Here is a 21,578-nt window from a genome sequence, read left to right as displayed (position 1 = left end):
GCGTGTCTTGATTGCTCGCGCAGGCCTTGTTGTTCATCGATTTTTTATAACATGCAACTGCATTAAAATCGACCGATAAAGCGGGCAGGCGTGGCGGGGAAAGCATTGCGCGCCAGCGGTGGTGCGCATTATTAAATATTATCGTCTGAGCGCGTCGTGACGGCGCTGTCGTGGTCGCTGTTGGCTCGTTGTGGTCGATTGTGGTCGTGCGCGTGTGGCGCGTCTGAGGCGTGATGATAGCGGGATATGAAAAAGCCATCATCGCGGCGGCTTGGGGATGATTATTCCGGGTTATCGAGGCTGTAATTTTTAAACCTGATGACTTCCGTGCCGAGCCAGTCGTTTACCTCCCTGAATCTGTCCTGTAGTGGCGACAGGTCGTTACGCACAAAGACTTTTGCCTCTTTCTCAACGTCACCGAGTGAACCGATATTCTCGGGCTTGCCGCCCATGAGCTGGAACGGTACGCGGTGCGCGTCCATCAGGTCGGCGGCGCTGGCTTTCTTGATGTTAAAAAAATCATCCTTTGTGGCGACTTCGCTCAGTGGCACGATTTTGATGCCGTCCGGTTTCCCGCCGGGAGCGTAGAAAAACAGGTTTTTAAAGTTGCCGAGCCCCTTCGAGTTACGCATCGCCTCGCGCAGCGATTCGACGTCGGTCGCGCTCTGCGCCGGGTCGGTCACATACAGATGTAACCTGCGTGCGCGCCGTTCTGGTAATACTTGCGGCGAAATAGTGTCGCGGATTCATTCAGCCAAGCGGAATTAAGCGCGCTGAGATATTCCGGCAAGCCGTAAATCTCCTGATTGATGTCGGGCTCCAGCAGGTGAAAAACCGTATCAGGGGCGAATTCGTGAGGCTGAGTGAAGTTTTCCACAAACCAGAAAACCGAGTCGTCGACCCCGCGCCGGGTATATTTAGCCGGTGAGGCCAGCAACCTGATTAACTGGCCGGTGACGCTGTGACGTTGCTCAAGAAAGGCGTTACCGAATACCAGATAGTCGAGCGCAAAGCGGCTGAAATCCTGACGAGACAGCAACGGGGGCGGGATATAGGTACCGGCGAGCACATTGCGCTTAACATAAATCGGTGAGCTGTGATGTACGGCAGATCGCAGGCTCTTTGCCAGCCCGGAGAAACTGACCGGCGGCTCGTACCATTTGCCGTTACTGATGCACTCGACATAATCCAGAATATCGCGCTTATCGAGTACCGGCACTGGCTCACCGAAGGTGAACGCTGTTGTTTTTGGCGGTGCGCTGGCGGTTAGTTGCTGTGACTTGCTGGCCTTTTGCGCAGCGGCTTTACGGGATTTTTGCTTACCCATTTTTAATTGAACTCCAGAATAGATTTAGGCTGCATGCCGCTACCGGCAGAAAGCGGTTCGTTTAACAGGGCATGCATGGTTGCCCATGCGATATCGGCGTGACTGGCTTCCTCGGTGCGGCTGGCCTCATAGGTGGCGCTGCTCCCGCTGCTGGTCATGGTTTTGCGGATGGACATAAACGACTGCGTGACGGCGGTTGCCCCGGCGTCATATTCCAGACAGCCGCGGCGAATGGTGTCTTTTGCCTTGAGCACCATTGCGGTTTTCATTTCAGGTGTGTAACGGATACCGCGCGCTGCCGGGAAGAATTAGAGTACCAACTGATAAACGTCGAGGCCGAGGCCGGTCGCGTCAATGCCGATGTATTCAACGTTATATTTCTCTGTCAGCTTGCGGATCCCCTCTGCCTGCGCGGCAAAGTCCATGCCTTTCCACTGATGGCGCTCCAGCATGCGGAACTTGCCACCCGAGACCACCGGCGGAGCAAGTACGACGCACCCGGCGCTGTCGCCAGTGTGTGACGGGTCGTAGCCAATCCAGACCGGGCGGGATCCGAATGGATAATCGGCGAACGGGGCAAAGTCTTTCCATGATTCCATCATGTCGACCATGCAGCGTTGTAGCTCTTCGAACGGGAACACCGACGCTTTGTCGTCGACAGATTCGCACATAAACAGATTTTTAAAGTCTTCTGTGCTGTTTTCGCGTTTGAGCTGGTTAAGGTCAAACAACGTGCAGCCACCGGCAAGCACGGTATGACTGATATTGGTACGCTCGGCGATACTGCTGCGTCCTTTGTTGAACAACTCGCCAGCCCTGTGCGGTATCGGGCAAAGGATGTGACAGAGCTTTATCATTCACTCTGGGAAATCGAGGTCGGGTTCAGAAACCTGAAAAGCAGTCTTCTGGATAATGCGCTGGTGCTGAGAAGCCGTAAAGTTGACCTGCTGGAGCAGGAGGTATGGGGAATGTTACTGGCCTATAATCTGATACGGCGTGAGTCGACAAGGGCGGCGGAGAAACACAGGAAAGCGCCCTCAGAAATAAGCTTTAAGTTCGCGTTCTAGTTTATCGCGACGAAAATGATAGTACTGGGCAATACGGTATCGCCGGGAACCATCCCGAGACGGCTGGAGCACCTGCGTGGAAATCTTGAGGTGGTATTCATAACAAAACGCCCCCGACCATCAAGGCCGAGGGCGGTTAAGATGTCAAAAACCCGCTATCCGGTGAACTCTCATGCCGCTCCGCTTAAGTGAACGGCATTGCGCCGCGTGCGGGTTTTTTATGTGCTCAGGAAAATGGCGGGAAAAAATCTACCGCCATTTCATCGCTACTTAAAAAACAGAAAACAAAAAAGCCACTCTTTCGAGTGGCTTAATTATATGATTTTAAAACTAAAATTTGGTGGCCCCTGTTGGGTTTGAACCAACGACCAAGCGATTATGAGTCGCCTGCTCTAACCACTGAGCTAAGGGGCCGTGGCGAGGGATTATAATGTAACTGCACGCTGCAATCCAGCGTAAAGCGCTCGGCTGCTGTTTTTATAAACAATGCATTTTCAATCCTTTATAATCAGCTTTTTAGTCATTCAGCCGGAGAAATTATGATTAGTGATGTCCTGGCGCCGGGGCTGCGGGTGGTCTTTTGCGGGATCAATCCGGGGAAGTCCTCCGCGCATACGGGGTTCCATTTTGCCCATCCCGGCAATCGTTTCTGGAAGGTCATTCACCAGGCGGGGTTCACCGAGCGACAGCTGATGCCGGAAGAGGAGCAGCATCTACTGGATACCGGCTGCGGTATCACCATGCTGGTTGAGCGGCCGACGGTACAGGCCAGCGAGGTTGCCCTGCTGGAGCTGCGTAATGGCGCGCAGGAGCTAATAAGCAAAATCCAGGACTATCAGCCGCAGGCGCTGGCGGTGCTCGGCAAGCAGGCCTATGAGCAGGCGTTCAGGGTGCGTGGCGCAAAGTGGGGAAAGCAGGAAGCGACCATCGGTGAAACCGAAATCTGGGTGCTGCCCAATCCCAGCGGTTTGAACCGGGCGACGCTGGACAAGCTGGTTGAAGCCTATCGCGAACTGGATGAGGCGCTGGCGGGGCGAGGGCGGTGATGGCGCCCGATAGCAGGCATAAAAAAAGCTCCCCGCGGGGAGCTTTTTACTCTCTTTGCAGCGCGACGATTAATCGTCGAGGAAGCTACGCAGCACTTCAGAACGGCTTGGGTGGCGCAGTTTACGCAGCGCCTTCGCTTCGATCTGACGAATACGTTCGCGGGTAACGTCGAACTGTTTACCTACTTCTTCCAGCGTGTGGTCGGTGTTCATGTCGATACCGAAACGCATACGCAGCACTTTCGCTTCACGAGCGGTGAGGCCCGCCAGTACGTCGTGCGTTGCCGCACGCAGGCTTTCGGTGGTCGCAGAATCCAGCGGCAGCTCGAGGGTGGTATCCTCGATGAAGTCACCCAGATGCGAATCTTCATCGTCGCCGATCGGCGTTTCCATGGAGATTGGCTCTTTGGCGATTTTCAGCACCTTACGGATTTTGTCTTCCGGCATCAGCATGCGCTCAGCCAGCTCTTCCGGCGTCGGCTCGCGGCCCATTTCCTGCAGCATCTGGCGGGAGATACGGTTGAGCTTGTTGATAGTCTCAATCATATGCACCGGAATACGGATGGTGCGCGCCTGATCCGCGATGGAACGGGTGATAGCCTGACGGATCCACCAGGTCGCGTAGGTGGAGAACTTGTAGCCACGACGGTATTCAAACTTATCTACCGCTTTCATCAGGCCGATGTTGCCTTCCTGAATCAGGTCGAGGAACTGCAGACCGCGGTTGGTGTATTTCTTGGCGATAGAAATAACCAGACGTAAGTTCGCTTCAACCATCTCTTTCTTCGCACGACGGGCTTTCGCTTCGCCGATGGACATGCGACGGTTGATATCTTTAACCTGCTCGATGGTCAGACCGGTTTCTTCTTCAATCTGCTGCAGTTTCTGCAGGCCGCGCTGAACGTCTTCTTTAACGTCATGCAGCTTCTCGGACCACGGCTTGTTCATCGCCACGGCGGCGTTGAACCAGGTTTCGCTGGTTTCGTTGCCGGTGAACAGGGTGATGAAGTTTTTCTTCGGCATTTTGCACTGTTCAACGCACAGCTTCATGATGATACGTTCTTGAGTACGAACGCGATCCATCATGCTGCGCATGCTGTTGACCAGGTAATCGAACTGTTTCGGCACCAGGCGGAACTGTTTGAAGACCTCGGACAGCTTGAGGATCTCTTCCTGCGCGGCGGCGTGGCTGCGACCTTTCGCTTTGATGGTGTCGCGAGTCAGCTCGTACTGGGTGCGCAGCTCGGCGAATTTCTCGCGGGCCAGCTCCGGGTCGATGCTGTTATCGTCATCGCTGTTGTCGTCGTCATCATCTTCTTCTTCATCTTCGTCGTCGTCCATCTCTTCCTGAGACAGCTCGGAACCGACGTGAGTGGCGGTCGGCGCCATATCTTCTTCAGCGTTCGGATCGACGAAGCCGGTGATGAGGTCAGACAGGCGAGCTTCTTCAGCTTCGACGCGATCGTACTGTTCCAGCAGATAGGTGATGGCTTCCGGATATTCCGCAACGGAGCACTGGACCTGGTTGATCCCGTCTTCGATGCGTTTAGCGATGTCGATTTCGCCTTCGCGGGTCAGCAGTTCAACGGTACCCATTTCGCGCATGTACATGCGCACCGGGTCGGTCGTACGGCCAATTTCAGATTCAACGCTCGACAGCACCTGGGCCGCCGCTTCTTCTGCGTCTTCATCGGTATTATTGGAGGTTTCAGCAAGCAGCAGATCATCGGCATCCGGTGCTTCTTCCATCACCTGAATACCCATGTCGTTGATCATTTGGATGATGTCTTCGATCTGATCGGAGTCGACGATATCTTCCGGCAGATGGTCATTGACCTCGGCATAGGTCAGATAGCCTTGCTCCTTACCACGTTGGACAAGAAGCTTCAGCTGTGACTGCGGGTTTTGCTCCATAAGACGGTATCCACACTTAATTCGTTTGATTGGTGCAGGCAGACGAACTGCCAACATTTAAAGCGAGGGCGTACTTATATTATTGCCGCTGCGCCTCAGCGCGGCTGTCGGGGGCTTCCCGATCGATATTCGGCACTTAAGCCGTTAAATTCATTTTTTGGCCAGCTCCTGGCTGATAGTCCAGAGTTCCCGGCGCTCCTCACTGCTTAAACCGTGTGTGCGATCGCGAGCTATCAACTCTTCTTGTCGCAGTTCCAGCAGTGAGTCAAACATATGGTTGAGCGAGTCGGTGAAGGTTTGTTCAGCGATATCCTTATCTGCTATATCGTCCCACATCGACAGTTTTTCAAGGGTTGCTGCTTCATTTGTCCCGCGATACTGTTCTAAAAGTTGCCCGGTGGTCAGACCTGGCTGCGCCAGACACGTATTGACCAGTTCGCTGAATAAACCAAGTCCTGGCATCTTCTGCTGATCCAGACCCGTCAAGGGCGGAACCAGCGGCGCCAGATCGGGGTTCTGCACCAGTAACCCTATAAGTATACGCATGGTCGTGCGTTTTAGCTGCGGCGCCGGGCGTTGAGCGCTATTTTCCGCCTGTTTCGGCATTAAACGTTCAAGCTGGGCGTCATCCAGAATACCCAGCTTGTTACCCAGCTCCTGACGCAAATAGATGCGCAGCGTTTCGCCCGGCACTTGGGTAATCAGCGGCAGCGCCAGCGTGCTCAGCTGCGCGCGCCCATCCGGAGTGCTCAGGTCGACCTGCGGCATCAGGCTATTAAACAAAAACGTGGAGAGCGGCTGTGCCTGCTCCATCCGCGCTTCAAACGCCTCTTTGCCCTCTTGACGCACCAGCGTATCCGGGTCTTCGCCATCAGGTAAAAACATAAAACGCAGCTGGCGGCCATCGGTCATATACGGCAGCGCCGTTTCCAGCGCGCGCCATGCCGCGTCGCGGCCAGCCCGGTCGCCGTCGTAACAGCAGATGACCTGATTGGTCGCCCGGAACAACAGCTGAATGTGGTCGGCGGTCGTCGAGGTGCCCAGCGAGGCCACGGCATAATTAATGCCGTACTGCGCCAGCGCGACGACGTCCATATAGCCTTCGACCACCAGCAGACGCTGAGGTTCGGCGTTATCCTGCTGCGCTTCATACAGGCCGTACAGCTGGCGGCCTTTATGGAAAATATCGGTCTCCGGAGAGTTCAGGTATTTTGGCAGCGCATCGCCCAGCACGCGCCCGCCAAAACCAATCACCCGGCCTCGCTTATCGCGGATCGGGAACATCACCCGTTCGCGGAAGCGGTCGTAACTGCGCCCCTGATCGTTGGTGACCAGCATGCCCGCATCAATAAGCGACTGGCGGTTTTCCTGATTGCCGCCAAAACGTTTTAAAACGTTATCCCAGCCAGGGGGAGCGAAGCCTATTGCGAAGCGGGTAATCACCTCGCTGCTTAAGCCGCGTTTTGCCAGATACTGGCGCGCGGGTTCGGCGGCGGGTTGATTCAGAGACTGTTGGTAAAACGTGTTCAGACCGTCCAGCAGCTGATAGAGATTTTGCCGCTGATGCCGTTCTATCTGGCTCGGTCCATTACCTGCTTCATAGGGCACTTCAAGGTTGTGCATGGCGGCCAGCTCTTCGACGGTTTCGACGAACTCGAGCTTGTCGTAGTTCATCAGAAAGTCGATGGCGTTGCCGTGCGCACCGCAGCCGAAGCAATGGTAAAACTGTTTTTCACCGTTGACGGTGAAGGAGGGGGTTTTTTCGTTATGGAATGGACAACACGCGTGATAATTCTTGCCCTGCTTTTTCAGCTTCACCCGAGCATCGATCAGATCGATGATGTCGGTGCGCGCCAGCAGGTCATTGATAAATACGCGTGGGATTCGTCCAGCCATATGCCCCGTAATCTATACACTGCATCCTGCAAACGGCCTCGATGTATTGCCTGAAGACAGTTTGAACGATCTCGTGTATCTGCTAATGCATAAACGAAAATAAGCCGCGCATTCCTTTCGGAAGCACGGCCTTACAACTACAACTCGGTCTGAATTGAGAGCTTCGCTCTCAACAGATTAGTACAGACGAGTGCGGCGTGCGTTTTCGCGAGCCAGTTTCTTCGCGTGACGTTTCACTGCAGAAGCTTTAGCGCGCTTACGTTCGGTAGTCGGTTTTTCATAGAACTCACGACGACGAACTTCCGCCAGAACACCTGCTTTTTCGCAGGAACGCTTGAAGCGACGCAGAGCTACGTCGAACGGCTCGTTTTCACGTACTTTAATTACCGGCATGTGCCTCTCACCTTTGATTAATTCGGTTTGCCGCTGGCCGCAATGCCAGCTTATTTCAAAATGGTGCGGAATTTTACTGCAACTACTGCTGCTTTGTAAAGCACCGGCGCCTTTTTTGAAAGGGGACTTTTATAAGGGTGAGGAGTATACACGAAGAGAACACCAGGGGTGAGCAAAGTTTTACATCGCCGGTCATTGGTCCTACACTGCGCGGTATTGAAACGAGGTAAAACAACTCATGCGTGTACTGGGAATTGAAACATCCTGCGATGAAACCGGCATCGCTATTTACGACGATAAACAAGGTCTGTTAGCCAACCAGCTGTATAGTCAGGTGAAATTACATGCTGACTACGGCGGCGTGGTGCCTGAGCTGGCGTCGCGCGACCACGTACGTAAAACCGTTCCGCTGATCCAGGCGGCGCTCAAAGAGGCGGGCCTGACGGCGAAAGATATTGATGCCGTCGCCTATACGGCAGGCCCTGGCCTGGTGGGCGCGCTGCTGGTCGGCGCGACCGTTGGCCGCTCCCTGGCGTTCGCCTGGAACGTGCCGGCGATCCCGGTACACCATATGGAAGGGCATCTGCTGGCGCCGATGCTGGAAGATAACCCGCCGGCGTTCCCGTTCGTCGCTCTGCTGGTTTCCGGCGGCCACACCCAGCTGATTAGCGTCACCGGCATTGGTCAGTATGAGCTGTTGGGCGAGTCAATCGACGATGCCGCTGGCGAAGCCTTTGATAAGACGGCGAAACTGCTGGGGCTGGATTATCCCGGCGGACCGATGCTGTCGAAAATGGCGTCCCAGGGCACGGAAGGTCGCTTCGTCTTCCCGCGGCCGATGACCGATCGTCCGGGGCTCGATTTCAGCTTCTCCGGTCTGAAGACCTTCGCCGCCAATACCATTCGTAACAACGGCGACGATGAGCAAACCCGTGCCGATATCGCCCGCGCATTTGAAGACGCGGTTGTCGATACGCTGATGATTAAATGCCGCCGCGCGCTGGAGCAAACCGGCTTTAAGCGTCTGGTGATGGCGGGGGGCGTGAGCGCTAACCGTACGCTGCGCGCGAAGCTGGCGGAAATGATGAGCAAACGCGGCGGCGAAGTGTTTTATGCCCGCCCTGAGTTCTGTACCGACAACGGTGCGATGATCGCTTACGCCGGGATGGTCCGCCTGCAGGGCGGCGGCAATGCCGGCCTCGGCGTTACCGTGCGGCCGCGCTGGCCGTTGGCGGAACTGCCGGCCGCCTGATAACCACAAAGAAGGAAAAACCACGCTTTTTCCTTCTTTGTCAGCAGTCTGAAGCCGCCCATCGAGGCGGCTTTTTTACGCGTGGATTAAGGCTGCTGATAATCCTCGGCGTCGATGTCGTAGCCCGACGGCTCCCAGCGGATAGCCAACAGCGACAATAGCCCAATCAGCGGCGCCGCGGCGATGATCCAGAAGACGCGGGTATCCAGCGCGGCGACCAGCAGCGGGAAGAGGAATAAAGAAAGCGTTGAGCTGCCGCGCATGAGCGTCTGGTTGAGCCCGACGCCAACGCCGCGCAGCGATGTCGGATAGCTTAACGAGGCGAAGGTCATGGTGTGCGCGCCGGGGCCGAATCCCTGGCCGAAAAGGAACAGTGCCAGCATCGCCACGGCAGCGACGCCTTCACCTGCGCCATCAGGGCGGCCAATCAGCGCCAGGCCGAGCAGCGCCGTCAGCTGGCAGCCATAACCCGCCAGCGACATCCGCCACGCCCCGAAGCGCGGTACCAGGCGTACCGCCAGTATCCCTCCCACGAAAGCGAACAGCAGATTCAGCGCCAGCGAAATCAAAATCGTCGTCAGCATCGATTGCACGAAGAAGCTGTAGATGATCACCGGCAGACCGAACGCGACGGCGTTATAGGCAAATGAGGAAACCACCGATAGCAGGGTAGAGAGCGTCGTGCGGCGCAGGTAGACACCGCGGAACAGGCGCAGATAGTTACTCCATTGGGCGCTACGAACTTTTGGCGCCGGTTTTTCCAGCGCGTCCTGGGCAACGTGCGCATTGATGTTGTACGCCTGGCGTAGAATAGAAGCAGCTTCACGCAGGTTACCCTGGTTGGCGGCCCACACCGGCGATTCGCTCATGTAGCGGCTACGGATAGCGATAATCACCAGCGCCGGGATGGCGCCAAAACCAAGGATAATCCGCCATAGCCAGTCGCTATGGCTTTCCGGCAGGACGGCATAAAAAAAGAGTACCAGCAGATATGAAATGCTGATCGCCGCGTACCACGTTGGGCACCACATCGCCACGCTGGCCGCCTTGTTGCCGGGACCTTTGAGCCTCGCGAATTCGCTGAGAAACGCCATCGCCACCGGCAGGTCGATCCCGACGCCCAGGCCCATCACGAAGCGTGCGCCGGTAAGGACGTATTCATTCGGCGCCAGCGCGCAGGCGATGGCCGCTACCACGAAGAACAGCATATCCGCCATAAACACGCGGTAGCGGCCAATTTTGTCGGTTAGATAACCGCCGAGCAGCGCGCCAACGATAGCGCCGAAGGTGATGGCCGAGGCGACCATCCCGGTACCGGCAGGCGTCAGGTTGAATTCCCGAGTAATATCTTTCAGGCCGAAGGCCAGCGAGCCAAGATCGTAGGCATCAAGGAAAATACCGCCGAGGGCGATTCCCATGACGATACGCGCGTTATTGCGCCCGCTGCTGCCTTCGTTGATGAGGCGCGAGACGTCCGCCGCGCTGCCGATCCATTTTACTTCCCCGCCGGGCGACGCAGAGGTTGCCGCAGGCGTCGCGTTAATTACATCAGTCATGGTGTTGTGCTTTTTTCTCTTATAAAGATCTTCAGAGTAAACAGCGACGCGGGGACGAAAAAATCACTTTTGGTTATAACTCATAACTAAGTTATTGTAGTGAAAGGATTATCTTTGGTTTTCTCATTTGCCGCTATGATTGGCTAAAAAAGTGGGAAATAGAATGCGTTTGTGGCGGCAAAAGGGCCCGGCACAGGCGGCCGGGCGCGGAGATTATTTCTGCTCTGGCGTTTTTTTCTTCTTCTTAAAGCGTGACCAGATTTTCGTTTCCTGACGGCGCCACAGACGCTGGATATTGTCGTGATGGCGTAGCAGGATCAGGCAGGAGAGCATGGAGACCGGGAAAGTATACTGCGGTTTGAACCACCAGACGTAGAAAGGGGCTACCAACGCGCTGACGATAGCGCCCAGCGAGGAATACCCGCTGAGCAGAATAGTCAGCAGCCAGGTACCGGCCATTACGCCGGTGAGATCCCAGCCGATGGGCGCGATAGCGCCAAATGCGGTCGCCACGCCTTTACCGCCGCGGAAATTAAAGAACACCGGCCAGATATGGCCTACGCAGGCGGCGATCGCCACCAGCCCGAGCCAGAAAGGCGTCAGACCGAGCGCCCAGGCGCCCCAAACCGGCAGCATCCCTTTCAGGACATCAAAAATTAATACCGTTACGGCTGCTCCCTTGCCGCCAATTCGGAGTACGTTCGTCGCCCCGGGGTTGCCGGAACCGCTATCGCGAGGGTCGGGCAAACCAGCAAGACGGCACACCAGAATGGCGCTGGAAATTGAGCCGCAGAGGTAGGCGAGGATAACTAGTCCAGGCGCGATTGCACTCATCAGCTGTTCCATTTTGAAAACGTCGTTAGAACCCCACCCATTTTCGTGTTAACAGCTTGTTGGCTTTCTCTGCGCGATAGGTTACATAGTGATGCTGCTATGTTCCCGAAATCTTGCTGCGTCGCCGCTGTCAGGGCACGTGAATTCTTTAGGGGATGTCTTTGCATCTGTGGATAATACGCATAATTCGCCGGAAGTGGTATCCGGTTTAGCCAAAAAGCAGGCAGGTCGTGATGGATATTGTATTTATAGAGCAACTTTCGGTAATCACCACTATCGGTGTTTACGACTGGGAACAGACCATCGAACAGAAGTTAGTGTTCGATATCGAAATGGCGTGGGATAACCGCAAAGCGGCCGCCAGCGACGATGTGAGCGATTGCCTGAGCTATGCTGATATCAGCGAACTGGTTATCAACCACGTTGAGGGCGGGCGTTTTGCGCTGGTCGAACGGGTGGCGGAAGAGGTAGCCGATCTACTGCTGCAAAAATTCAATTCTCCGTGGGTGCGGATTAAAGTCAGCAAGCCTGGCGCGGTGGCCCGTGCGGCCAACGTTGGCGTGATCATTGAACGTGGCAGTAATCTGAAACAAAACGTTTCTCGTCATAATGTTTAAACAAATTTGTTTTATACCGGTCTTAGTGCCTGGATTTTAATTTTACTTTTTATTTTAAGGGTTTATTGAATGGGCGATTTACACTCGCTGCTGATAGCGGCAATTTTGGGTGTGGTTGAAGGGTTGACGGAGTTTTTACCGGTTTCCAGTACGGGTCATATGATTATCGTTGGTCATCTCCTTGGTTTTGAAGGGGATACCGCTAATACTTTTGAAGTTGTAATTCAATTAGGATCTATTCTCGCCGTCGTCGTGGTGTTCTGGCGTCGACTGTTTGGCCTGATCGGCATTCATTTTGGCCGTCCGCCGATGCATGAAGGCGAAGGCAGCGGGCGCCTGTCGTTGATTCATATCCTGTTAGGCATGATCCCGGCGGTGGTGCTGGGGCTGGTGTTCCATGACCTAATTAAATCGCTGTTTAACCCAGTTAACGTCATGTACGCGCTGATTGTCGGCGGCTTCCTGCTGATCGCTGCGGAACTGTTCAAACCGAAAGAGCCGCGCGCGGTGGGCATTGATGATATGACCTATGGTCAGGCGTTTGCCATCGGTTGCTTCCAGTGTCTGGCGCTGTGGCCGGGCTTCTCTCGCTCCGGGGCGACCATTTCCGGCGGCATGCTGATGGGCGTTAGCCGCTATGCGGCATCCGAGTTCTCATTCCTGCTGGCGGTACCGATGATGATGGGCGCCACCGTGCTGGACGTCTACAAGAGCATCGGCTTCCTTAATACCGGGGATATTCCGATGTTCGCCGTCGGTTTTATCATGGCGTTCATCGTGGCGCTGATTGCGATTAAAACCTTCCTGCAGCTGATTAAACGTATTTCGTTTATTCCGTTTGCAATCTACCGCTTTATCGTCGCGGCAGCCGTCTACGTGGTCTTCTTCTAAGGCCCTGGCCCTCAGCCTTGCGGCTGGGGGCAACGTTGTTCTTTCCACTGCCCCACGGCCGCAATTCTGCGCCGCGTCAGCTCTTCGCGAATCTCCGGTCCTTTGAAACCTTCCGCTACCACCTCTTTAGTAGAGACCGACTGCGCCACTTCCCAGGCTTCAAGCAGCAGGCGCCCCTGCGGATAATCGCAGGATTCAAAACCGGTACGCCCGCGCACGTCGGCCTCGCTGGTGAGGGCGATTTGCTGTACACGCTGCGGCTTGCGCCAGGCATCGATGCTATCAAACAGCTTCACGATGGTTTTTGGCTGCAGAATCGGCAGGGTGTGGATCAGATCGTGGAATTCGGCGACCAGTCTGGCCAGATCGCGAATATCGTTCGGCACCCGCAGGCGCTGGCAAATCTGTTCCACCAGTTTTACCCCTGCCGGGCCGTGGCCATGGTGGCGCGGCCAGAACTCTTTGGGCGTTAAGCCCTTGCCGAGATCGTGGCACAGGGTGGCGAAGCGGACGTCGATGGCCGGCGATAGCATCGCCGCCATGGTGAGCGTCATCAGGGTATGAACGCCGGTGTCGATTTCCGGATGCCATTTGGCCGGCGCGGGGACACCGTACAGGGCGTCGATTTCCGGGAACAGCACCTTCAGCGCGTGGCAGTCGCGCAGGGTCTGGAAAAAGACCTGCGGATTACGCGTGCCAAGCGCGTTTTCCGTCTCTTTCCATACCCGCTCCGCGGTCAAATGCGCCAGTTCGCCGGCGTCCGCCATCGCGCGCATCAGCGCCATGGTTTCATCGGCAATGCGAAAACCGAGATGGGCATAACGTGCGGCAAAACGCGCGACGCGCAGTACGCGTAGCGGATCTTCGCTAAAGGCCGGGGAGACGTGGCGCAGCAGGCGCTGGCGTAAATCGGCCTGGCCGCCATAGGGATCGTAAATCTGACCGTCAGTGTCCTGAGCCAGCGCGTTAATGGTGAGATCGCGGCGCAGTAGATCTTGCTCAAGGGTGACGTCAGCGGCGGCATAACAGGTGAAACCGGTATAGCCGGAACCGGATTTACGTTCGGTACGCGCGAGGGCGTACTCTTCACGGCTTTGCGGGTGAAGAAACACGGGAAAATCGCGGCCTACCTGCTGGTAGCCCGCGTCGAGCAACTGCTGGGGCGTGGCGCCAACCACCACCCAGTCTCTGTCTTTGACCGGTAGTCCTAATAACGCATCTCGTACCGCACCACCGACCAAATAAATCTTCACGCCTGTTTCTCCCGCATCGACTTTTCGCAAGATGATACGTAAGTCTGGCAGAGAAGACGAATTAGTTCATCCACCGGTCTTTACGCTTGCGGCTCGGTACCAGATGCGGCAGCACCAGACCAAGGATCAGACCGACGCCAAGCACGCCGCCGCCGTACATAAACCACTGCATGATAATGGTGCGCTGTTTATCATCAAGCTGCAGATTCGCCGCGTTCACCTTTTTCTGAGCGACAACCAGCTCGTTTTTCAGCTTTTGGTTCTCTTCTTTCAGGGCATTGATCGCGCCATCGCTACCGGCGACTTTTTTCTGCATGTCGGCGGTACGCTGGTTCCAGGTGGCGTCAATATTGTTCAGCTTGTCGGTCAGCGTTTTGACCTGATTTTCCAGATCCGGCACGCGAATGCGCAGGCTGGGCTCGTTGCTCAGCTCTTTCAGCGGGATCCAGGCGGTACGGCCGTTGCTATCGCGTACCTGCGCGTAATTCGTGCTGTCGTTGGTTTGCAGAACGTCGACGGCTTCGCCGGCGTTAATGGTGCCGACCAGACGATAGTTATCGCCAGGACCGCTGCGAACCCAGGTGCTCAGCTCATCGGAAACGTAGCGCTTTTCTTCTGCGTGAACCGCCGTAGCGGCGCTAAGCGCTAGCAATGTAAAGGTAATAAGGCGTAATTTTGGCATCAGGTCATCGTTTGGTCATAAAAAGTTGAACGATAGTAGTGGCATCGCCAGAGCGACGCAAAGTTTTCCGCCACAATCGGAATCATCCAAATGCAGCTGGCAAATGCGCATTGCATGGCGATTCGCCGCAAAATACTATTTACTGACAAAAAATATCGTCATTAGTTCGCCGCATTTTCCCGGCGACGCTTATCAGGTGGAAGAATTCAGCCATGGCTCAAGAAATCGAACTGAAGTTTATCGTTGCCCACGACGGCGTTGAGGCGCTGCGCCAGCATCTCAATTCGCTGGATGCGCAGCACACGCCGGCAGGCCAACTGCTGAATATTTACTACGAAACCGCCGATAACTGGCTGCGTCGGCACGACATGGGGCTGCGGATCCGCGGCGATCGGGAGCGCTATGAAATGACGCTGAAAATTGCCGGTCGGGTGGTGGGCGGCCTGCATCAGCGTCCGGAATACAATATTCCGCTGGAAAAAGCAGAGCTGGCGCTGGATAAACTGCCGGCAGAAGTCTGGCCGCAGGGGCAGTTGCCGGCAGAACTGGCGCAAAATGTGCAGCCGTTGTTTAGCACTGATTTCCTCCGCGAAAAATGGGTGGTGAAAGAGGGCAACAGCCAGATTGAAATAGCCCTCGACCTTGGCGAAGTGAAAGCCGGTGAGCATCAGGAAGCCATTTGCGAACTGGAGCTTGAGTTGTTGAGCGGCGATACCGCCGACATTCTGGCGCTGGCGCGGCGTTTACTGGCAACCGGCGTATTGCGCCAGGGCAGCCTGAGTAAAGCGGCGCGCGGCTATCAACTGGCGCAGGGCAATGAAGCGCGTCCGGTTAAACCGTTAACGGTAGTAGGCGTGGCGGCGAAAGCCAGCGTCGAGCAGGGGCTGGAAGCGGCGCTGGAAAGCGCGCTGGCGCACTGGCTCTATCATGATGAAGTCTGGAACCAGGGCAACGCGGCAGCTAAGCGTGAAATCCAGCGGGCGATGGCTCGCGTACGCCATGCGCTGGTGTTGTTTGGCGGCATTGTGCCGCGAAAAGCCACCGTACAGTTGCGTGAATCGCTCACCGAGGCCGAAGCGGCGCTGGACGGTGCGGAGAAAGCCGAAGCGGCGTTGTTCAACCGCGCCACGGTTGGCGCCAAACTGCTGCTGACCGAATGGCTGGTTACCCGCGGTTGGCGTTCGTTCCTCAACGAGGCGGGGCAAAAGAAAATCGCCGGTTCGTTCAAGCGCTTTGCCGATATCCAGCTGTCGCGAGCGGCGGCGGAGCTGAAAAGCAACTTCCAGCAGACGCAGGACGACTACAGCGATCGGCTCACGCGTCTGGCGCGTGAGATCGACAGCATTCAATTGCTTTCCAGCGCCTATGCCGGGGTAGCCGAGGCCTGGCTGGAAAACTGGCAAGAGGTGCGCCGCGCTATCGAGAACAATGACCGCAGCGTCATCGAATATTTCCGTCGTCAGGCGCTGGCCGCGGAACCATTCTGGCTGCATAGTGGAAAACGATAATTTCAGGCCAGGGAGACCCCTATAATGGCGCTTTCTTCGCAGTTACAGCAGCACTGGCAGACGGTTGTAAACCGGCTTCCGGCAGATTTTCCCCTGCAAACATTAAGTTCGCAGGCGCAGTCGGTGATGACATTCAGCGAGTTCGTTGAACAGAGTCTGGTCGCTCAGCCGCAGTGGCTGGCTGAACTGGAAAGCGCGCCGCCGCAGGCCGACGAATGGCGCCATTACGGCGACTGGCTGGCGGAACAGCTACAAGAAGTGACTGACGAGGCCGCGCTGATGCGCGAGCTACGCCAGTTCCGCCGCCGGATGATGGTGCGTATCGCCTGGGCGCAGGCGCTGCTGCTGGTGAGCGAAGAGAGCAGTTTGCAGCAGCTCAGCGCCCTGGCGGAGACCTTAATCGTCGCCGCCCGCGACTGGCTGTACGCCGCCTGCTGCCGGGAGTGGGGGACGCCGTGCAATGCGCAGGGCGAAGCGCAGCCGCTAATGATCCTGGGCATGGGGAAACTGGGCGGCGGAGAGCTTAACTTCTCTTCCGATATCGACCTGATTTTTGCCTGGCCGGAACACGGCGCCACCCAGGGCGGACGCCGCGAGCTGGATAACGGCCAGTTCTTTACCCGTCTGGGCCAGCGATTAATCAAAGTACTCGATCAGCCGACGCAGGATGGCTTCGTCTACCGCGTGGATATGCGTCTGCGACCATTTGGCGACAGCGGCCCGCTGGTGTTGAGCTTTGCGGCGCTGGAAGATTATTACCAGGAGCAGGGGCGCGACTGGGAGCGCTACGCGATGGTAAAGGCGCGGATCATGGGCGATAACGACGGCGTGTACGCCAACGAACTGCGCGCCATGTTGCGCCCGTTCGTCTTCCGCCGCTACATTGATTTCAGCGTCATTCAGTCTCTGCGTAACATGAAAGGGATGATTGCCCGTGAAGTGCGCCGCCGCGGCCTGACAGACAATATCAAGCTCGGCGCGGGCGGCATCCGCGAAATCGAATTTATCGTTCAGGTTTTCCAGCTGATCCGCGGCGGTCGCGAACCGGCCTTGCAGCAGCGCGCGCTGTTGCCGACGCTGACGGCGATTGACGAGCTGCATTTGCTGCCGGAAGGCGATGCCGCCCAGCTGCGCGAAGCCTATCTGTTCCTGCGCCGTCTCGAAAACCTGCTGCAGAGCATTAACGACGAACAAACCCAAACCCTGCCGCAGGATGAGCTCAACCGCGCGCGCCTGGCGTGGGGGATGCGCGTCGCCGACTGGCAGACACTCAGCGCACAGCTTGAAGAGCAGATGCGCCGCGTGCGTCGCGTCTTTAACGAACTGATTGGCGACGATGAAGCGCAATCGCCGGATGAACAGCTGGAAGAGTACTGGCGCGAACTGTGGCAGGACGCGCTGGAAGAAGACGACACTACGCCGGCGCTGGCGCACCTTGATGACAACGATCGGCGCAGCGTGCTGGCGCTGATCGCTGATTTTCGCAAAGAGCTCGACCGGCGCACCATTGGCCCGCGCGGGCGGCAGGTACTCGACCAGCTGATGCCGCATCTGCTCAGCGAGGTTTGCTCACGGGCGGATGCGCCGCTGCCGCTGGCGCGAATCACCCCATTACTGACCGGAATCGTCACCCGTACCACCTATCTGGAGCTGCTCAGCGAATTCCCCGGCGCGTTAAAACACCTGATTAGCCTGTGCGCCGCTTCGCCGATGGTTGCCAGCCAGCTGGCGCGCCACCCGCTGCTGCTGGACGAACTGCTGGATCCGAACACGCTTTATCAACCGACGGCGACCGATGCGTACCGCGATGAACTGCGCCAGTATTTGCTGCGCGTGCCGGAAGAAGATGAAGAACAGCAGCTGGAAGCGCTGCGTCAGTTTAAACAAGCGCAATTGCTGCATATCGCCGCCGCCGATATTGCCGGCACGCTACCGGTGATGAAAGTGAGCGATCACTTAACCTGGCTGGCGGAGGCGATGATCGACGCGGTGGTGCAGCAGGCGTGGCTTCAGATGGTCGCCCGCTACGGTCAGCCGACCCATCTTCGCGACCGCCAGGGGCGCGGTTTTGCGGTAGTAGGTTACGGTAAACTCGGCGGTTGGGAACTGGGTTATAGTTCCGATCTCGATCTGGTCTTCCTCCACGACTGTCCGATGGAGGTGATGACCGACGGCGAGCGGGAAATCGATGGTCGCCAGTTCTATCTGCGCCTTGCCCAGCGAATCATGCATCTTTTCAGCACCCGCACCTCGTCGGGCATCCTGTATGAAGTGGACGCTCGCTTACGTCCATCCGGCGCGGCGGGCATGCTGGTGACCACCGCCGATGCCTTCGCCGATTATCAGCGCAATGAAGCCTGGACCTGGGAGCATCAGGCGCTGGTTCGCGCCCGGGTGGTGTATGGCGACCCGGCGCTGCAGGCGCGCTTCGATGCGATCCGCCGCGATATCCTGACCACGCCGCGTGAAGGCGCAACGCTGCAGACCGAAGTACGTGAGATGCGGGAAAAGATGCGCGCTCATCTCGGCAATAAGCAGCGCGATCGCTTTGATATCAAAGCCGATGCCGGCGGGATCACCGATATTGAATTTATTACCCAATATCTGGTGCTGCGCTACGCGCATGAAAAGCCAAAGCTGACGCGCTGGTCCGATAATGTGCGTATTCTGGAACTGCTGGCGCAGAACGACATCATGGATGAGGACGAGGCGCGGGCGCTTACCCATGCCTACACTACGCTACGCGATGCGTTGCACCATCTGGCGCTGCAGGAGCTGCCGGGCAACGTTGCGCCGGATGCTTTCGACGGCGAACGTCAGCAGGTGAGCGCTAGCTGGCAGAAGTGGTTGATGGCTTAACTAACAAATCGGGTGTGCTATTATCGCGCGCAAAGTTTGCATCTCGCAGGAGAGAGTAATGAAAGTAACGCTGCCAGAGTTTGAACGTGCAGGAGTGTTGGTGGTAGGCGATGTGATGCTGGACCGCTACTGGTACGGCCCCACCAGCCGTATTTCCCCGGAAGCCCCGGTGCCGGTGGTAAAGGTGGAAAATATCGAAGAACGCCCTGGCGGCGCGGCTAACGTGGCGATGAACATTGCGTCGCTCGGCGCGACTTCTCGTCTGGTCGGCCTGACCGGTATCGACGATGCCGCGCGCGCGCTTAGCAAAGCGCTGGCTGACGTAAAAGTGAAGTGTGATTTCGTGTCGGTACCGACGCATCCGACCATCACTAAGTTGCGCGTGCTGTCGCGCAACCAGCAGCTGATCCGCCTCGATTTTGAAGAGGGTTTCTCCGGGGTTGATCCACAGCCGATGCATGAACGTATTCAGCAGGCGCTGGGTTCGATCGGCGCGCTGGTGCTGTCAGACTACGCGAAAGGCGCGCTGGCCAGCGTGCAGACCATGATTAAGCTGGCGCGGGATGCCGGCGTTCCGGTGCTGATTGATCCGAAAGGCACTGAATTTGAACGCTACCGCGGGGCAACGCTGCTGACGCCGAACCTGTCTGAATTCGAAGCGGTCGCCGGAAAGTGTAAAGATGAAGCGGAAATCGTCGAACGCGGGATGAAAATCATCGCCGACTTCGAGCTTTCCGCACTGCTGGTAACGCGCTCCGAGCAGGGTATGACGCTGCTGCAGCCGGGTCGTCCGCCGCTGCATATGCCGACCCAGGCGCAGGAAGTGTATGACGTCACCGGGGCAGGCGACACGGTTATCGGCGTGCTGGCGGCGACGCTGGCGGCGGGTAACACGCTGGAAGAGGCCTGCTATTTCGCTAACGCCGCGGCCGGTGTGGTGGTCGGCAAGCTGGGGACTTCCACCGTTTCGCCAATCGAGCTGGAAAACGCGGTGCGCGGGCGTGCCGATACCGGTTTTGGCGTGATGAGCGAAGAAGAGCTGAAACAGGCGGTCGCCGCGGCGCGTAAGCGTGGCGAAAAAGTGGTGATGACCAATGGCGTGTTCGACATTCTGCACGCGGGTCACGTTTCGTATCTGGCCAATGCGCGCAAGCTGGGCGATCGTCTGATCGTCGCCGTCAACAGCGATGCCTCAACCAAACGTCTGAAAGGCGAAACCCGCCCGGTGAACCCGCTTGAACAGCGGATGATCGTGCTGGGAGCGCTGGAAGCCGTCGATTGGGTCGTGTCGTTTGAAGAAGATACGCCGCAGCGGCTGATTGCCGGGATCCTGCCGGATCTGTTGGTGAAAGGCGGTGATTACAAGCCGGAGCAGATCGCCGGCAGCGAAGAGGTATGGGCCAACGGCGGCGAAGTGCTGGTGCTCAACTTTGAAGATGGCTGCTCGACTACCAATATTATCAAGAAGATTCAGAAAGATAGCGACAAATAATCAATACGCTTTACCGCTCTGAACGGAGCGGTCTACAACGGCCTGCGGGGATACCTTCGCGGGCCGTTTTTATTTAATCATGCGGAAAATGATTTAGCGCAATAAATAACCCGGTTAAGCGCATTTTTCGTACAAAATACGTTAAGGTAAGCGTAAATACTGAAGTGAGTAAAAGGCATATGACCAATCAGAACGCCAACGGCTGAAGGAGTATGCGGATGAACCATAACGATATGTATTCTATGAAGAACTTCGATTTTCTGGCACGTAGTTTCGCCAGGATGCACGCGCAAGGCCATTCGGTTGATCTTCAGGCTATTGTCGGCAATATGGATGAGGAACATCGTGAATGGTTTTGCCAACGCTATGAGCTTTATTGTCGTCAGGTGAATAGCCCGGCCGAGTTAGAGCATTAAGCCAAATGAAAACGGGCCATTCAGGCCCGTCAGACTACTGACAAAGAAGGAAAAAGCGTGGTTTTTCCTTCTTTGTGGTTATCAGCCGAAAATCAATAAATTGATTTTCCATATTTTTTATCGGTGCAATCTGTAAGTGCAAAGATTGCATGAGGTTTATCATCAATCTCAAACGGGCCATTCAGGCCCGTTTTTTTATTGCTGTTCTTCGCTCTTCGGCGCAGCTGAACGGCTTTCCAGATCGCTAATGCGCTGCTCCAGTAAAGCCAGCTTTTCGCGGGTGCGCAGCAGAACCTGAGTTTGCACATCGAACTCTTCGCGGCTGACCAAATCCAGACGAGTTAACTGCGATTGCAGTACCTGGCGGATTTTCTTTTCTACGTCATCTCCAAGATCGCGAAGGCCTTTCGGCATCGATTCATGGACCTGGCGGGCGATTTGTTCAATTTTTTTCGGGTCAATCATGGCGGATTCCTGCACTGGTCTAGTTAGCGTTCATTGTAGTGCGAACGGGAGCGCCTATAAACCACAAATGTTAGATGTCGAGTGAGTAGCCATTGATGAAGATAGTTAAT

Annotated in this window: 17 protein-coding genes, 1 tRNA gene and 3 pseudogenes; 9 read left to right on the top strand and 12 right to left on the bottom strand. The window is 56.4% G+C overall.

Features of this window, described 5'->3' with window-relative positions:
- Positions 1-281: 281 nt before the first annotated feature.
- Positions 282-1,327: pseudogene (locus tag EAE_RS03785) on the bottom strand (phage portal protein).
- A gap of 2 nt (positions 1,328-1,329) precedes the next feature.
- Positions 1,330-2,151 (bottom strand): annotated as a pseudogene (locus tag EAE_RS03780) (phage terminase large subunit family protein); the annotation flags it as partial.
- On the opposite strand from EAE_RS03780, the pseudogene EAE_RS03775 reads away from it, so the two are divergent.
- Positions 2,149-2,586 (top strand): annotated as a pseudogene (locus EAE_RS03775) (transposase); the annotation flags it as partial. The pseudogenes EAE_RS03780 and EAE_RS03775 sit on opposite strands and share 3 nt — an antisense overlap.
- Before the next feature lie 146 nt (positions 2,587-2,732).
- Here EAE_RS03775 and EAE_RS03770 read toward each other — a convergent pair.
- Positions 2,733-2,808: transfer RNA gene (locus tag EAE_RS03770), tRNA-Ile, on the bottom strand.
- A gap of 125 nt (positions 2,809-2,933) precedes the next feature.
- Here EAE_RS03770 and mug point away from each other — a divergent pair.
- Positions 2,934-3,440 carry a G/U mismatch-specific DNA glycosylase gene (mug, locus tag EAE_RS03765; protein WP_015703525.1) on the top strand — a complete coding sequence of 169 codons (507 nt, stop codon included), beginning with the start codon at positions 2,934-2,936 and terminating at the stop codon, positions 3,438-3,440.
- A gap of 69 nt (positions 3,441-3,509) precedes the next feature.
- Here mug and rpoD read toward each other — a convergent pair whose 3' ends face one another.
- From rpoD to rpsU, 3 genes are all read right to left on the bottom strand, one after another.
- A complete protein-coding gene (gene rpoD / locus EAE_RS03760; RefSeq protein WP_015369628.1) occupies positions 3,510-5,354 on the bottom strand; it encodes an RNA polymerase sigma factor RpoD in 1,845 nt (614 codons plus the stop codon).
- 150 nt (positions 5,355-5,504) lie between these two features.
- On the bottom strand, positions 5,505-7,250 hold the full coding sequence (dnaG, locus tag EAE_RS03755) for a DNA primase (protein WP_015703524.1): 1,746 nt from the start codon (positions 7,248-7,250) through the stop codon (positions 5,505-5,507).
- A gap of 177 nt (positions 7,251-7,427) precedes the next feature.
- The gene (gene rpsU, locus EAE_RS03750) at positions 7,428-7,643 is read right to left on the bottom strand and encodes a 30S ribosomal protein S21 (protein ID WP_001144069.1); all 216 of its coding nucleotides are present in this window, start codon (positions 7,641-7,643) and stop codon (positions 7,428-7,430) included.
- Positions 7,644-7,881: 238 nt separating this feature from the next.
- On the opposite strand from rpsU, the gene tsaD reads away from it, so the two are divergent.
- A complete protein-coding gene (gene tsaD, locus EAE_RS03745) occupies positions 7,882-8,895 on the top strand; it encodes a tRNA (adenosine(37)-N6)-threonylcarbamoyltransferase complex transferase subunit TsaD (protein ID WP_015369630.1) in 1,014 nt (337 codons plus the stop codon).
- An 86-nt stretch (positions 8,896-8,981) separates the two neighbouring features.
- On the opposite strand, the gene EAE_RS03740 is transcribed toward tsaD, so the two are convergent.
- Positions 8,982-10,451: an MFS transporter gene (locus EAE_RS03740; protein WP_015703523.1), complete on the bottom strand. Its 1,470-nt coding sequence runs from the start codon at positions 10,449-10,451 to the stop codon at positions 8,982-8,984.
- Positions 10,452-10,664: 213 nt separating this feature from the next.
- Positions 10,665-11,285 carry a glycerol-3-phosphate 1-O-acyltransferase PlsY gene (plsY, locus tag EAE_RS03735; protein ID WP_015703522.1) on the bottom strand — a complete coding sequence of 207 codons (621 nt, stop codon included), beginning with the start codon at positions 11,283-11,285 and terminating at the stop codon, positions 10,665-10,667.
- 233 nt (positions 11,286-11,518) lie between these two features.
- On the opposite strand from plsY, the gene folB reads away from it, so the two are divergent.
- A complete protein-coding gene (gene folB / locus EAE_RS03730; RefSeq protein WP_015369633.1) occupies positions 11,519-11,902 on the top strand; it encodes a bifunctional dihydroneopterin aldolase/7,8-dihydroneopterin epimerase in 384 nt (127 codons plus the stop codon).
- 69 nt (positions 11,903-11,971) lie between these two features.
- Positions 11,972-12,793 (top strand): undecaprenyl-diphosphate phosphatase, encoded by an 822-nt coding sequence (gene bacA / locus EAE_RS03725; protein ID WP_015703521.1) that lies wholly within the window; start codon positions 11,972-11,974, stop codon positions 12,791-12,793.
- Positions 12,794-12,804: 11 nt separating this feature from the next.
- Here bacA and EAE_RS03720 read toward each other — a convergent pair whose 3' ends face one another.
- Together EAE_RS03720 and EAE_RS03715 are read right to left on the bottom strand one after the other, a co-directional pair.
- On the bottom strand, positions 12,805-14,046 hold the full coding sequence (locus tag EAE_RS03720) for a multifunctional CCA addition/repair protein (RefSeq protein ID WP_015703520.1): 1,242 nt from the start codon (positions 14,044-14,046) through the stop codon (positions 12,805-12,807).
- A 61-nt stretch (positions 14,047-14,107) separates the two neighbouring features.
- Positions 14,108-14,728: a TIGR04211 family SH3 domain-containing protein gene (locus EAE_RS03715; protein WP_015369636.1), complete on the bottom strand. Its 621-nt coding sequence runs from the start codon at positions 14,726-14,728 to the stop codon at positions 14,108-14,110.
- 212 nt (positions 14,729-14,940) lie between these two features.
- On the opposite strand from EAE_RS03715, the gene EAE_RS03710 reads away from it, so the two are divergent.
- The 3 genes from EAE_RS03710 to hldE are packed head-to-tail and all read left to right on the top strand — an operon-like array spanning position 14,941 to position 20,587.
- Entirely contained in the window at positions 14,941-16,236 is a 1,296-nt protein-coding gene (locus EAE_RS03710; protein WP_015703519.1) for a CYTH domain-containing protein, read from the top strand.
- A 21-nt stretch (positions 16,237-16,257) separates the two neighbouring features.
- Positions 16,258-19,095 (top strand): bifunctional [glutamate--ammonia ligase]-adenylyl-L-tyrosine phosphorylase/[glutamate--ammonia-ligase] adenylyltransferase, encoded by a 2,838-nt coding sequence (gene glnE / locus EAE_RS03705; RefSeq protein WP_162378697.1) that lies wholly within the window; start codon positions 16,258-16,260, stop codon positions 19,093-19,095.
- A 58-nt stretch (positions 19,096-19,153) separates the two neighbouring features.
- Positions 19,154-20,587, top strand: coding sequence for a bifunctional D-glycero-beta-D-manno-heptose-7-phosphate kinase/D-glycero-beta-D-manno-heptose 1-phosphate adenylyltransferase HldE (gene hldE, locus EAE_RS03700; RefSeq protein ID WP_015369639.1), 1,434 nt, complete (start codon positions 19,154-19,156; stop codon positions 20,585-20,587).
- Between the two features lie 77 nt (positions 20,588-20,664).
- Here hldE and EAE_RS03695 read toward each other — a convergent pair whose 3' ends face one another.
- Entirely contained in the window at positions 20,665-20,814 is a 150-nt protein-coding gene (locus EAE_RS03695; protein WP_015369640.1) for a hypothetical protein, read from the bottom strand.
- On the opposite strand from EAE_RS03695, the gene glgS reads away from it, so the two are divergent.
- Positions 20,806-21,003 (top strand): cell surface composition regulator GlgS, encoded by a 198-nt coding sequence (glgS, locus tag EAE_RS03690; RefSeq protein ID WP_015369641.1) that lies wholly within the window; start codon positions 20,806-20,808, stop codon positions 21,001-21,003. The genes EAE_RS03695 and glgS overlap by 9 nt on opposite strands.
- 195 nt (positions 21,004-21,198) lie before the next feature.
- Here glgS and ubiK read toward each other — a convergent pair whose 3' ends face one another.
- Entirely contained in the window at positions 21,199-21,468 is a 270-nt protein-coding gene (gene ubiK, locus EAE_RS03685) for a ubiquinone biosynthesis accessory factor UbiK (protein WP_015369643.1), read from the bottom strand.
- Between the last annotated feature and the right edge of the window lie 110 nt (positions 21,469-21,578).

It is taken from the genome of Klebsiella aerogenes KCTC 2190, from assembly GCF_000215745.1.
Lineage (GTDB): Bacteria > Pseudomonadota > Gammaproteobacteria > Enterobacterales > Enterobacteriaceae > Klebsiella > Klebsiella aerogenes.
The sequence above is the reverse complement of the archived record's forward strand: the minus strand, read 5'-3'. Positions and strand labels throughout refer to the sequence as shown.